Annotated in this window: 14 protein-coding genes; 9 read left to right on the top strand and 5 right to left on the bottom strand. The window is 63.5% G+C overall.

Going from position 1 to position 13,140, the window contains the following annotated elements; translation table 11 throughout:
* Window positions 1–982: polyprenyl synthetase family protein (locus VG320_RS07715; protein WP_327199538.1), on the bottom strand; the 982-nt coding region annotated here is incomplete at its 3' end.
* Window positions 983–1,245: 263 nt separating this feature from the next.
* On the opposite strand from VG320_RS07715, the gene rplU reads away from it, so the two are divergent.
* The 4 genes from rplU to proB all read left to right on the top strand — a co-directional run bounded on the left by rplU (window position 1,246) and on the right by proB (window position 4,392).
* Complete coding sequence (gene rplU / locus VG320_RS07710; RefSeq protein WP_007180329.1) at window positions 1,246–1,557, top strand: 50S ribosomal protein L21; 312 nt, start codon at window positions 1,246–1,248, stop codon at window positions 1,555–1,557.
* A gap of 26 nt (window positions 1,558–1,583) precedes the next feature.
* On the top strand, window positions 1,584–1,847 hold the full coding sequence (gene rpmA, locus VG320_RS07705; RefSeq protein WP_027817977.1) for a 50S ribosomal protein L27: 264 nt from the start codon (window positions 1,584–1,586) through the stop codon (window positions 1,845–1,847).
* A gap of 223 nt (window positions 1,848–2,070) precedes the next feature.
* Window positions 2,071–3,198: an Obg family GTPase CgtA gene (gene cgtA / locus VG320_RS07700; RefSeq protein WP_327199537.1), complete on the top strand. Its 1,128-nt coding sequence runs from the start codon at window positions 2,071–2,073 to the stop codon at window positions 3,196–3,198.
* A 75-nt stretch (window positions 3,199–3,273) separates the two neighbouring features.
* Complete coding sequence (gene proB / locus VG320_RS07695) at window positions 3,274–4,392, top strand: glutamate 5-kinase (protein WP_327199536.1); 1,119 nt, start codon at window positions 3,274–3,276, stop codon at window positions 4,390–4,392.
* 91 nt (window positions 4,393–4,483) lie between these two features.
* Here proB and VG320_RS07690 read toward each other — a convergent pair whose 3' ends face one another.
* Window positions 4,484–5,047 carry a CNP1-like family protein gene (locus tag VG320_RS07690; RefSeq protein ID WP_327199535.1) on the bottom strand — a complete coding sequence of 188 codons (564 nt, stop codon included), beginning with the start codon at window positions 5,045–5,047 and terminating at the stop codon, window positions 4,484–4,486.
* Between the two features lie 170 nt (window positions 5,048–5,217).
* Complete coding sequence (locus tag VG320_RS07685; protein ID WP_327199534.1) at window positions 5,218–5,892, bottom strand: RNA pyrophosphohydrolase; 675 nt, start codon at window positions 5,890–5,892, stop codon at window positions 5,218–5,220.
* Window positions 5,893–6,132: 240 nt separating this feature from the next.
* On the opposite strand from VG320_RS07685, the gene VG320_RS07680 reads away from it, so the two are divergent.
* Together VG320_RS07680 and VG320_RS07675 are read left to right on the top strand one after the other, a co-directional pair.
* Window positions 6,133–7,869: a proline--tRNA ligase gene (locus tag VG320_RS07680; protein WP_327199533.1), complete on the top strand. Its 1,737-nt coding sequence runs from the start codon at window positions 6,133–6,135 to the stop codon at window positions 7,867–7,869.
* Between the two features lie 44 nt (window positions 7,870–7,913).
* A complete protein-coding gene (locus VG320_RS07675; protein ID WP_027817971.1) occupies window positions 7,914–8,513 on the top strand; it encodes a MarC family protein in 600 nt (199 codons plus the stop codon).
* 118 nt (window positions 8,514–8,631) lie between these two features.
* On the opposite strand, the gene VG320_RS07670 is transcribed toward VG320_RS07675, so the two are convergent.
* On the bottom strand, window positions 8,632–9,183 hold the full coding sequence (locus tag VG320_RS07670) for a hypoxanthine-guanine phosphoribosyltransferase (RefSeq protein WP_327199532.1): 552 nt from the start codon (window positions 9,181–9,183) through the stop codon (window positions 8,632–8,634).
* 162 nt (window positions 9,184–9,345) lie between these two features.
* Window positions 9,346–10,713: a signal recognition particle protein gene (gene ffh / locus VG320_RS07665; RefSeq protein WP_327199531.1), complete on the bottom strand. Its 1,368-nt coding sequence runs from the start codon at window positions 10,711–10,713 to the stop codon at window positions 9,346–9,348.
* A gap of 99 nt (window positions 10,714–10,812) precedes the next feature.
* Here ffh and VG320_RS07660 point away from each other — a divergent pair, with 99 nt between their 5' ends.
* From VG320_RS07660 to ampD, 3 genes are read left to right on the top strand one after another with little or no spacing between them, the layout of a single operon-like run.
* The gene (locus VG320_RS07660; protein WP_327199530.1) at window positions 10,813–11,760 is read left to right on the top strand and encodes a cytochrome C assembly family protein; all 948 of its coding nucleotides are present in this window, start codon (window positions 10,813–10,815) and stop codon (window positions 11,758–11,760) included.
* Window positions 11,761–11,817: 57 nt separating this feature from the next.
* Window positions 11,818–12,150: a PP0621 family protein gene (locus VG320_RS07655; protein ID WP_327199529.1), complete on the top strand. Its 333-nt coding sequence runs from the start codon at window positions 11,818–11,820 to the stop codon at window positions 12,148–12,150.
* Window positions 12,147–12,758, top strand: a complete 612-nt coding sequence (gene ampD, locus VG320_RS07650; protein WP_327199528.1) for a 1,6-anhydro-N-acetylmuramyl-L-alanine amidase AmpD — start codon at window positions 12,147–12,149, stop codon at window positions 12,756–12,758. The genes VG320_RS07655 and ampD overlap by 4 nt, the downstream gene beginning before the upstream one ends.
* Window positions 12,759–13,140 lie beyond the last annotated feature (382 nt).

The raw sequence follows: 13,140 nt of genomic DNA, 5'->3' as shown, positions 1-13,140 counted from the left end.
GCGTCGTCGAGTAAGAACATAATTCTAGCAGGCTCTCTTTGTATTGGGAAGAGGGAAATGAAGAAATTGCATCGGCGGCTGCCTGGGCTTCTGCCTTAGCGCACTGAAGCGTGTGATCGAGCGCGCCCGAGCGCGTGATCGCCGCGAAGATTTCGTCGAAGCGCGTGGTGCCGCCTTGCTCGATTGCCTCACGTGCGAGCGCCGCTTCGGCGGCCGTGCCGTGTTCGATCAGCCAGATCAGCGGCAGCGTAGGCTTGCCTTCGCGCAGATCGTCGCCGGCGTTCTTGCCCATCGATTCAGCCGTGCCGGTGTAGTCGAGCCAGTCGTCCATGATCTGGAACGCCGTGCCCATGCGGCGGCCGTATTCCGCTGCGGCTTCTTCGGTGCGGGCGTCCGCCCCCGAAAGTACCGCGCCCAGTTGCGCTGCCGCCTCGAACAGTTTCGCCGTCTTATATCGGATAACCTGCATGTAGCGTTCGGTATCGACGTCCGCATCATGCATGTTCAGGAGTTGCAGTACTTCCCCTTCGGAAATGATCGTGGTGGCTTGCGACAGAATTTCCATCACGCGCATCTTGCCCACGCCCACCATCATTTCGAACGAGCGCGAGTACAGATAGTCGCCCACCAGCACGCTGGCCGCGTTGCCGAACAGCGCGTTGGCCGTCTGGCGGCCGCGTCGCAGGTCGGATTCGTCGACGACGTCGTCGTGCAGCAGCGTGGCGGTGTGGATGAACTCGACGACGGCCGCGAGCGTGTGCCGATGTGTGCTGCGGTCGCCCAGTGCGCCTGCCACGAGCAGCAGCAGGGCCGGGCGCAGCCGCTTGCCGCCCGCGCTGATGATGTACTCGGAGATCTGGTTGATCAGCATCACCTCGGACGCCAGACTCTGCCGGATGACACGATTCACCTGCTCCATGTCGCTGGCGATGGGCGCAAGCAGGGTCGCTGCGCTGGGGGTAGGGGTGGCGGTGGACGACATGATGGCAAATAGAGGTAGTGCCGCGGATTATAAGGCGAATCGGCCGCGGGCCGGACGCAGCTCTGCCTTCCGGCTGATGGTTCCCTCTATTTCGGGCTTGTGGGACAAGGCGTTTGCGCCGGTTGCGGACGCCCGCTGCACCGCGCGCAGGAACACGGGATCGGTACTTGTCAATCCTTTTGACCGCGAAGCTAACTCTATGTATAATCTAAGGTTTCGGGCGCGCAGTGTGCCTGAAAAGATATTTTAGAGTGAGGTTCTCAATGTACGCGGTCATAAAAACCGGCGGCAAGCAGTACAAAGTTGCCGTTGGCGAAAAACTTAAAGTAGAACAGATACCGGCTGACATTGACGCAGAAATCACGCTCGACCAGGTTCTCGCAGTGGGCGAAGGCGAATCGATTAAGTTCGGTACGCCGCTGGTCAGTGGGGCTTCCGTCAAGGCCACCGTTGTGTCGCAAGGCCGACACGCCAAAGTGACCATCTTCAAGATGCGTCGCCGGAAGCACTACCAGAAGCATGGCGGCCACCGCCAGAACTACACCGAACTGCGCATCGACGCTATCAACGCGTAAGCGCACGCAGGTAAAGGAGCAAACAAATGGCACACAAAAAGGCAGGCGGGTCGTCACGTAACGGCCGCGACTCAGAGTCGAAACGACTTGGCGTGAAGGTGTTCGGCGGCCAGGCTATCCTCGCAGGCGGCATCATCGTTCGCCAGCGCGGTACGCGTATGCACCCGGGCCTGAACGTCGGCATCGGCAAGGACCACACGCTCTACGCGCTGGTCGACGGCCACGTCGCGTTCTCGACCAAGGGCGCAGCTAACAAGCACATGGTCAACGTCGTCCCGGTAGCAGCCTAAGTTTCCGCTGCTAGCAATCGACGCAAGGAAGGCCCCGCGAAGTTTGCGGGGCTTTTTCTTTATCTGCACCCCGGGCCACGCCTGGGTGCAGCGCCGCTGGTCCCCGCTTTGGACCGGCGCCTGGCCATTCGGCCAGGTGGGCAAGCATTGGCCCCGGCGAGCACAATACGTGGGCACAATAACGATTTACCGACGATTCACCGATTACGGGACGGAGTAACGCATGAAGTTCATTGACGAAGCGAAGATCGAAGTCATCGCCGGCGATGGGGGCGATGGCAGCGCGTCGATGCGGCGCGAGAAGTTCGTCCCGTTCGGCGGGCCGGACGGCGGCGACGGCGGGCGGGGCGGCAGCGTCTACGTGATCGCCGATCGCAACATCAACACGCTGATCGACTACCGCTATACCAAGAAGCACCTGGCGCGCAACGGCGAAAACGGCCGCGGCGCGGACTGCTACGGCAAGGGCGGCGACGACATTACGCTGCGCATGCCGGTGGGCACGACCATCACCGACATGGAAACCGGCGAGTTCATCGCCGACCTGACCGAACACGACCAGCGCGTGATCGTGGCGCAAGGCGGCGCGGGCGGCCTCGGCAACCTGCACTTCAAGTCGTCCACCAACCGCGCGCCGCGTCAGAAGACCGACGGCAAGCCCGGCGAGCGCCGCATGCTGCGCCTGGAACTGAAGGTGCTGGCCGACGTCGGCCTGCTCGGCATGCCCAACGCGGGCAAGTCCACCTTCATTTCGTCGGTGTCGAACGCGAAGCCGAAGATCGCCGACTACCCGTTCACGACGCTTGCGCCGAATCTGGGCGTGGTGCGTGTGGGCCCGAGCAAGAGCTTCGTGATCGCCGACATTCCTGGTCTGATCGAAGGCGCGGCAGAAGGTGCGGGCCTTGGCCACCAGTTCCTGCGTCACCTGCAGCGCACCAACGTGCTGTTGCATCTGGTCGACCTCGCACCGTTCGACGACTCGGTCGATCCGGTTGCGGATGCAAAGGCCATCGTCGGCGAGCTGCGCAAGTACGACGAGACGCTCTATGAGAAGCCGCGCTGGCTCGTGCTGAACAAGCTCGACATGGTGCCGGAAGAGGAGCGTGCCGAGCGCATCGCCGACTTCGTGAAGCGCTTCGAGTGGGACGGCCCGGTGTTCGAGATTTCGGCGCTCACGGGGCAGGGCTGCGAGAATCTCTGCTACGCGATCTACGACTACGTGTCCGCGCATTCGGACGCGCGTCGTGCGGAGGAAGCCGAAGACCTCGCCTCCGACGTGCGCTTCCGTGACGGCGTGCCGGGTCAGGGTAACGCGAGCGGCAACGGCGTCGCGCAGGAACCGCAGGAATAAATCACCGTTCGTGCCGGCGCGCGGTCCGCGCCGGCAGCTTCACGCGTCATCAGTCATTTGGGGAGACCGCGCAGCATGCGTTCCGTCATCGCCGATTCCCGGCGTCTGGTAGTGAAAGTCGGTTCGAGCCTCGTCACCAACGATGGCCGCGGGCTCGATCATGAGGCCATTGGCCGATGGGCCGCGCAGATTGCGGCGCTGCGTGCGCAGGGCAAGGAAGTCGTGCTCGTGAGTTCGGGCGCGATTGCCGAAGGCATGCAACGTCTGGGCTGGACCAAACGCCCACGCGAGATCGACGAACTGCAGGCGGCGGCCGCCGTCGGCCAGATGGGACTCGCGCAGGTCTATGAAAGCCGTTTCGCGGAACACAATATTCGCACCGCGCAGATCCTGCTCACGCACGCGGATCTCGCGGATCGCGAACGCTATCTGAACGCGCGCTCGACGCTGCTTACGCTGCTGCGTCTGGGCGTGGTGCCGATCATCAACGAGAACGATACGGTCGTCACCGACGAAATCAAGTTCGGCGACAACGATACGCTGGGCGCGCTGGTCGCCAACCTGATCGAAGGCGACGCGCTCATCATCCTCACCGACCAGAGCGGCCTTTATACCGCCGATCCGCGCAAGGATCCGGCGGCCACGCTCGTGCAGGAAGCCGACGCTGGCAAGCCGGAACTCGAAGCCATGGCGGGCGGCGCGGGTTCGAGCATCGGTCGCGGCGGCATGCTCACCAAGATTCTTGCGGCCAAGCGCGCGGCGCATAGCGGCGCGAATACTGTGATCGCCAGCGGCCGCGAGGAAGCGGTGCTGGTGCGGCTCGCGCAAGGCGAGGCGATCGGCACACAACTGATTGCACGTACGGCGCGCATGGCGGCGCGCAAGCAGTGGATGGCCGATCATCTGCAGGTGCGCGGCCATGTCGTGATCGACGACGGCGCGGTGCAAAAGCTCACGGCGGACGGCAAGAGCCTCCTGCCGATCGGCGTAGTGGGTGTGCAGGGCGCGTTCGCGCGCGGCGAAGTGATCGCCTGCCTGAATCCTGCGGGCCAGGAAGTCGCGCGCGGCCTCACCAATTACAGCAGCTCGGAAACGAAGCTGATCCAGCGTCATCCGAGCGGCGAGATCGAAGGCGTGCTCGGCTATATGCTCGAGCCGGAACTGATCCATCGCGACAATCTCGTGCTGGTCTGAAGCGCTTCAGGGCACAAAGAAAAAAGCCGCAACAGTCGATGACTGCTGCGGCTTTTTCGTATGCGGATGGCGCCGGGTTCAGCGCATTGAATCAACGCACGAGCGTCGATTGCGTGCGGCCGAAGCGCAGATTCTCGCTGATCACTGCAGCCTTGCCGATCGGCATCTTGTTCGCGCAGAAGTAGTCCTGATAGAGCCGCGACTGGTAGGCGTTGAGCTCGCCGTTCTCGATGCGCGACCAGTTGTTCGCGACGGTCTGGTCCCAGCCGTTATGGTCGGCGTTCAGGCTCGCGTAGAGGCGCCACTCGTAGGTGTCGCAACGGATGCCTTCGTAGTTGATGTTGCGCGCGCCGTTCGGGCTCGTGATGACGATCACGTAGCGCACCACGCCGTCGGTGCCGACGGTCAGCGAGGCGGGATCGACGGCGAACTTCAGCGGCGTGTTGTTCGAGACGTCGAAGCCGTACAGCGTGGCGTTCGCTCCGGGCAGCGCCGGCAGGCTTTCGAGCTTGTTTTCCGTCCACTCGCCCTTGCGGTCGAGCAGGTAGGCGAACGTGCTGTCGTCCTTGTTGGTGGGGCCGGAACTGCCGCACGCGGACAGCAGGACGCTACTTGCGGCCGCGGCGCACACCGCAGCAAGAGCCAATCGTTTCAAGTGATATTCCTTCGATGCACGGGGCAGCGCGCACGAATGCGCGGCGCCGCGAATGCGGACCGCCGTGCGCCGCACAGCAGAGTGCGCAGCGCACGCCTTGGCCGGTCCGGGCGTTGGTGCGACGTGGCGGCGGCAAATCCCGGCAAACATCCCCAGGGAATTTGCAGGAATTAGCCGTGCTCGTCCGGCGCAGGCTCGATCATACTCCCCGCGGGGTCGCAGTCGCGATCCAGCGTGGCGTGATCGGCTACATCCACGAATGTGGGTTCGAATTCCACCGCCTGGGCGTGCGCCGTCGCGATGAGGCGCGGGTAGCGCACCTCATGTCCGTGCGGGCCGTGCGCATTGACGCGCTCGACTCGCGGCATGGCCGGACGCCGCAAAAATCGCGACAGTTCGGTCAGCGCCAGTTGATAGACGTCGCGCTTGAACTCGATGACCGCTTCGAGCGGCACCCAGTATTCATTCCAGCGCCACGCGTCGAACTCAGGATGCTCCGTTGCCCTCAGGCAGATATCGCAATCGCGCCCGACCATGCGCAGCAGAAACCAGATCTGTTTCTGACCGCGATAATGGCCGCGCACTTCGCGCTTGATGAACTTGTCCGGCACCTCATAACGCAGCCAGTCGCGTGTGCGACCGACGATCTTGACGTGCTCCGGATGCAGACCGGTTTCTTCGTGCAACTCCCGATACATTGCCTGCATGGGGGTCTCACCATATTTGATGCCCCCTTGCGGAAACTGCCAGGAATGTTCGCGAACCCGTTTGCCCCAAAACACCTCGTTTCGCGCGTTCAAGAGGATGATGCCGACGTTCGGGCGAAACCCCTCACGATCCAGCATACAACCACCTTCGAATCCTTTAAAATTGCTTTGATTATAAACAGATAACGGTCCTCACGCACCCGGCGGCCAGAAGTTTGGAGCGTTTTGTCACGATGGCGCAAAATCCATTCGCCGCGCCGCCCGCCGGCCTCACCTGCGTGGCGCCCGGGGCGTTGTCATAATGTCGGGTCTGTGAACTCCACCGTTGGACTCTTTCGGCTGGCCTCCCGTTGCCGCCGCTTTTGGAAAAAACTCTGAATGAAAGCCTCCCGTTTCTTTATCGGCACCCTCAAGGAAGCGCCGGCTGACGCCGAAATCGTCAGCCACAAGTTGATGATCCGCGCGGGCATGATCCGTCGCGTCGCGGGCGGCATCTACAACTATCTGCCGGTTGGCCTGCGTTCGATCCGCAAGGTCGAGCAGATCGTGCGCGAGGAAATGAACCGCGCGGGCGCCATCGAACTGCTGATGCCGGCGGTGCAGCCGGCCGAACTCTGGCAGGAATCGGGTCGCTGGGAGCAATACGGGCCGGAACTGCTGCGCTTCAAGGACCGCAAGCAAACGGACTTTGTCATGGGCCCGACGCACGAGGAAGTCGTCACCGACATCGCGCGCAACCAGATCAAGAGCTACCGTCAGATGCCGGTGAACTTCTATCAGGTGCAGACGAAGTTCCGCGACGAAATCCGTCCCCGTTTTGGCGTGATGCGTGGCCGCGAATTCATCATGAAGGACGCGTACTCGTTCGATAAGGATGTGGACGGTCTGAAGCTGTCGTACCAGAAGATGTACGACGCCTACGTGCGCATCTTCACGCGCCTGGGCCTGAAGTTCCGCGCGGTCGTGGCCGATAACGGCTCGATCGGCGGCAGCGGCTCGCACGAATTCCACGTGATCGCGGAAACGGGCGAAGACGATATCGCCTACTGCCCGACTTCGGATTTCGCCGCCAACGTCGAAGCGACCGAAGCACTGCCGCTCATCGCCGAGCGCGCAGCACCCGCCGAAGCGCTCACGAAGACGTCGACGCCTGGCGCCGCGAAGTGCGAAGCCGTGGCGAAACTGCTCGATCTGCCGCTCGAACGCACGATCAAATCGATCATCCTCGCGACGGATAAGGAAGGCGCAGAGCCGACCATCTGGCTGCTGATGCTGCGCGGCGACCACGACCTGAACGAGATCAAGGCGGCCAAGATCGAAGGCCTGGCCGGTTTCCGCATGGCGACCGAAGCCGAAATCGTCGAGTGGTTCGGCACGCCGCCGGGCTACCTCGGCCCGCTCAACACGAAGAAGCCGGTCAAGGTGATCGCGGACCGCACGGTCGCGAACATGAGCGACTTCGTGGTCGGCTCGAACGAAGTCGACTTCCACACCACGGGCGTGAACTGGGGCCGCGATCTGCCGGAGCCGGTCGTCGCTGATATCCGCAACGTGAAGAAGGGCGATCCGTCGCCGGACGGCCAGGGCGTGATCGACATCTGCCGCGGTATCGAAGTGGGCCACGTGTTCCAGCTCGGTACCAAGTACTCCGACGCGATGGGCGCGACCTTCCTCGCGGAAAACGGCAAGCCCGCACCGATGCAGATGGGTTGCTACGGCATCGGCGTCACGCGTATCCTGGGCGCGGCGATCGAGCAGAACTTCGACGACAAGGGCATCATCTGGCCGGAATCGATCGCACCGTTCCAGGTGGTCGTGTGCCCGATGGGCCTGGACCGTAGCGAACTCGTGCGCGAGCACGCCGAACGTGTGTACAACGAACTGGTCGAAGCGGGCATCGACGTGATCCTCGACGATCGCGGCGAGCGTCCGGGCGTCATGTTCGCCGACTGGGAACTGATCGGCGTGCCGCATCGTCTGGTGATCGGCGAGCGTGGCCTCAAGGAAGGCAAGATCGAGTACCAGGGCCGCCGCGATACCGAAGCAACGCTGCTGCCGGCCGAAGAGGCCGCGCAGACGGTGGCGCAGAAGGTGCGCGCCGCGCTGCAGGCTTGATGCGCTTTTTCACGACTGACTTCAGCTAAAGGAGCGTTGCGAACGTGGAGTACAGTTTCCTGTCCGCGACGATCCTGCTGCTGCTCATCACCGATCCGCTCGGCAATATTCCGCTCTTCATCGGCTGCCTGCATCATGTGGCGCGGGAGCGCCGGGCGATCGTGATTCTGCGTGAGGTGGCGATCGCGTTCGTGATCCTGCTCATCTTCATGGTGGCCGGCAACGGCTTCCTGCGCATGATGGGGCTCACGGACACGTCGCTGCGCATCGGCGGCGGGATTGTGCTGTTTCTGATCGCGCTGCGCATGATCTTTCCGCATCCGGGCGGCCCGTTCGGCGGCGGCGACAAGGGCGGCGAGCCGCTTATCGTGCCGCTGGCCATTCCCGCGCTGGCGGGGCCTTCGGCGCTGGCTACGGTCATGCTGCTGACGTCGCAGGCGCCGGGCAAATTGTTCGAATGGATTGGCGCGCTGATCGTGACGATGGCGATCTGCGCGATCGTGCTGGTGCTGGCGGAGCGCATCCAGCAGTGGCTTGGCGAGCGCGTGGTGACGGCTTTCGAGCGCTTGATGGGTCTCGTGCTGGTGGCGATTTCTGTGGAGATGATTCTCGCGGGCATCGCCGCGTTCGTGCATCACCTTTGATGCGTGCGTCCTGAACGCAGCCTCAAAAGCAAAACGGCCCGAACGGGCCGTTTTTCATTGCGTGCGCAGCGAGCTGCCTGCCGGGCTGCCTGCTGAGCTGCCTGCCGGGTTGCCTACGCTACGCACCTTCGGTCAGCGCGCGAATGGTCGGCAGATTGCGCCAGTAGCCCTTCGCATCCATGCCGCAGCCGAACACATAGCGGTCCGGCACCGAAAAGCCGCAGTAATCCGGATGCAGCGGCTTGGCCTTCGGAATGATCTTCTCGCACAGCACGGCCGAGAGGAAACGCTTCGCGCCCATGTCCATGATGCGGTCGCGGATCGCGGCCATGGTTTCGCCTTCATCGAGGATGTCGTCGAGCACCAGCACGACGCGATCCTTCACCGACTCGCGCGGCGCCACGCGCCATTGCATCTCCGCGCTGCCCTTGATGGCGTTGCGGTAGCGCGTGAGGTGGATGTAGTCGAATTCGAGCGGGAAATCGAGGTGCGGCAGCAGCATGCCGGTGAACACGGCCGCGCCACCCATCACCGACAGCACGAGCGGGAAGTCCTCGCTGATATCGGCGCGAATGGCTTCGGCCATCCGGCCGATCGACGCATTGACGTCGCCCACCGAAACGATTTCTTCGGAGTGGCGGAAAATATGGAGGGCTTCTTCGCGATTCATGACTCTGGCGGGGCGGTGGCTGTAGCTATTCAGTGTGGAAAATAACGACGGCGCGCGCTACAGCAAAAACCCGCGCTTCATGATCCAGCTCGCGCGCCGCGTCGGTTCGGGCCGCCCGCGCGCCTCTGCGCCGCGCGGCCCGGGAATCGGATAGATCGTCGATCAGCGCATGCCGGGCATCATGCCCTTCATGCCGCGCATCATCTTCTGCAGGTTGCCGCCCTTGAGCTTCTTCATCATGGTGCGCATCTGGTCGTACTGATTGAGCAGACGGTTCACTTCCTGCACCTGCACGCCCGCGCCCGCCGCGATACGGCGCTTGCGCGTGGCCTTGATGAGATCGGGCTTGGCGCGCTCCTGGGCGGTCATCGAACAGATGATGCCTTCCATACGGCGCATCTGCTTTTCGGCCTGGCCCATGTCGGCGCCCGAGGCGGCCTGCTGGAACTGCGCGGGCAGCTTGTCCATGAGCGACGACAGGCCGCCCATCTTCTTCATTTGCGAAAGCTGCGCGCGGAAATCGTTGAGGTCGAAGTCGCCGCCTTTCTTGACCTTGTCGGCGAGCTTCTGGGCGGCCTGCACATCCACGCCGCGCTGCGCTTCTTCGACGAGGGCGAGAATGTCGCCCATGCCGAGAATACGGTTGGCCATGCGGTCCGGGTGGAACACTTCCAGACCGTCGAGCTTTTCCGCCACGCCGACGAACTTGATCGGCTTGCCGGTGATGTGGCGCACGGAGAGCGCCGCGCCGCCGCGCGAGTCGCCGTCGAGCTTGGTGAGCACGACGCCGGTGAGCGGCAGGGCGTCGTTGAACGCCTTGGCGGTGTTGACCGCGTCCTGACCGAGCATCGCGTCGACCACGAACAGCGTTTCAGCGGGCTTGAGCGAGGCGTGCAGCGCAGTGATCTCGTTCATCATCGCCTCGTCGATACCGAGGCGGCCGGCCGTGTCGACGAGCAGCACGTCGTGATAGTGGCGCTTGGCCCAGTCGACTGCGGCTGCGGCGATATCGACCGGCTTCTGGTCCGGCTGCGACGGGAAGAAGTCGGCGCCGACCTGTTCCGTCACCGTCTTCAACTGCGCGATAGCAGCGGGGCGGTAGACGTCGCAGGAAACGGTGAGGACCTTCTTCTTGTACTTCTCGCGCAGCAGCTTGGCGAGCTTGCCGACCGTGGTGGTCTTACCCGCGCCCTGCAGACCGGCCATCAGGATGACGGCGGGCGGCGTGACGGCGAGGTTGAGTTCGGCGGCTTTGCCTTCGTAGTCGCCGCCGATCACGGCGGTCAGCTCGCGCTGCACCACGCCGACGAGCGCCTGGCCAGGCGAGAGGCTGGCGATCACTTCCTCGCCGAGCGCCTTTTCCTTCACCTTGGCGATGAACTCGCGCACGACGGGCAGCGCCACGTCCGCTTCGAGCAGCGCGAGACGGACCTCGCGCAGCATTTCCTGCGTATTGGCTTCGGTCAGCCGGGCTTCGCCGCGCAGCGTCTTGACGACGCGCGCCATCCGTTGAGTGAGATTGTCGAGCATGGGGAGGCGGTGAGCAGTGCGGCCCGGTGCGTGGAGCGGGAGAGCGTCGCGATTCGTTGCGATCCCGCGCGGCCAGGGGGCCTATAGTAAACTTCGAACATGGATATTGTACTGTATGCCCTCACCGTGCTCCTGTACGGCGGTCTGTGCGCCGCCGACTGGCGTGCATTGCGCCGCGCCGGCGTTGAGCCGCTCTTTGGCAGCGTGCCGCCGGTTCCGGTGACGGTCGGCCTCGCAGGCCCTGCTGGCGCGGGCTCCGAGGCTGCGCGCGCGCGCAGCTTCGGCATGTTCTCGCGCGCCTTGCTGTTCGTCGCGCTGGCGGCGCACGGCCTGTTGCTGCACATGACGATCTTCCCCGCCAACGAAATGATCTTCGGCTTCGCGTTTGCGTTGTCGGCGATGTTCTGGCTTGGCGCGGTGATCTACTGGATCGAGAGCTTTTTCTTTTCGCTCGACGGGCTGCGCCTGCTGTTGTTGCCGCTGGCCGCGCTCGCATCGATTTTGCCGTTCATTTTTGGCGGCGTGCGCGTGCTGCCGTATGCGGCCGCGCCGCTCTTCAAGCTGCACTTCGTGATCGCCAACGTGGCCTACGGTCTTTTTGCGATCGCCGCGCTGCACGCCGTGCTGATGCTCGCGGTCGAGCGCCGTCTGCATGCGCTCAAGGGGGCGGGCTTCCAGCGCAACGCCGGCAACAAGGGCGGCGGGTGGCTGTCGAACTGGATCGAAACGCTGCCGCCGCTGCTCACGATGGAGAAGCTGCTGTTCCGTCTGATCGGCGCGGGTTTCGTGCTGCTGACCGCCACGCTGGTGTCGGGCATCGTCTTCAGCGAGCAGTTGATCGACCGGCCGCTGTCGCTCGATCACAAGACCGTGTTCGCGATTCTTTCGTGGCTGATGTTCGGCACGCTGCTCACCGCGCGCAAGATTTCGGGCTGGCGTGGCCGCTCGGCGCTGCGCTGGGTGATCGCGTCGTTCGTCGCGCTGTTGCTGGCTTATGTCGGCAGCCGCTTTGTGTTCGAAGTGCTGTTGCATCGTCCGGTGGTTTGATTCGCCGCGATGCGCCGCTTCACATGCCGCTTCACATGCTGATTCGTGTTTGATTCCATGAGACAGATTCTTCTCCTGATCCTGCTGTTCTTCGTCGGCCAGTGGTTCTTCAAAACGCTGCGCCGCGCGCAGCCGCAAGCGCGTCCTGGCGCCGATCCGCGTCAGCAGGGACAGCAGGGCGCATGGCGCGAGAATGGCGGCACGCAGGGCAATGCGCCTGCTGGTGCGAACGGCGGCGCGCTCGCCGAGCCGATGGTGCGTTGCGCCGAGTGCGGCGTGCACGCGCCGCGCAGCGAATCGGTGAGCGTGGGCTCGCAGAGCTTCTGCAGCTCGGCGCACGCGCGTGCCTATGACGCGCGCAAGACCAGCCAGGATCGCCCCGCTCGATGAGTCACGATGTAACGCCGCCTGCGTATGCGGTCGATGCGCAGGGCTGGGTTTCTGCCGCGCGCCGTCTGCCTTCGCCGAACTTCGAGGCGCGCCCTGGCGGCGCCGTGCCGACGCTGATCGTCGTGCACAACATCAGTCTGCCGCCCGACACCTTCGGCGGCCCCGAGATCGCCGATTTGTTTCTCAATCGCCTCGACTGCGATGCGCATCCGTACTTCGATACGCATCTGCGCGGCGTGCGAGTTTCTGCGCATTTCGTGATCCATCGCGACGGCACGCTCGAACAGTTCGTCTCTTGTGACGAGCGCGCATGGCACGCGGGCCTGTCGAACTTCTTCGGCCGCGAGCGCTGCAACGATTTTTCGATCGGCATCGAACTTGAAGGCAGCGACACGAAGCCCTTCGAAGCCGCGCAATATGCGACACTCGCGCCCCTCGTGCGGGCGTTGTGCGCGCACTATCCAATCGATTCGGTGGCGGGGCACTCGGACATTGCGCCCGGGCGCAAGACCGATCCGGGACCGCATTTCGAGTGGACGCGTCTGCAGCGCGAGACGCAACTCGGCGATGTGTTCTTTCCCTATCTCCATGCGCGCGACGCGTTGTGATGCAGTGAAGCGCAACTAAACGGAAGAGCCTTTCCCGCCGATACCCGTAGCGGGGCGTGCGGACTTTCTGACGCACGCAAAGCGCCGTTTGCCCCGAATGCCCACGGGGTCTGGGCTTCGCGCCAGCGTCTTGCTTGTCAAGACTTTTGCCAGGAAATTTAGCCGTTGACCGACTGGCAACTTCCACTATACTTCGTACCCGAAGCACGGCTTTACACCATATGTTGTGTTGTTCTGCGGCGCCCCGCTCCGATGAGCATGGCGCCGCACGCATTAGCGGCATAGTAAAAATTGTGCGGTGCAGCCGGTCGATAAACCGGCGCACCGGCTGATATCGAGAGAAAAGGGTACAGCCAATGATCGCGGCATCCTCGATGAAGAC

Source organism: Paraburkholderia sp. (genome assembly GCF_035948235.1).
GTDB lineage: Bacteria > Pseudomonadota > Gammaproteobacteria > Burkholderiales > Burkholderiaceae > Paraburkholderia.
The sequence above is the reverse complement of the archived record's forward strand: the minus strand, read 5'-3'. Positions and strand labels throughout refer to the sequence as shown.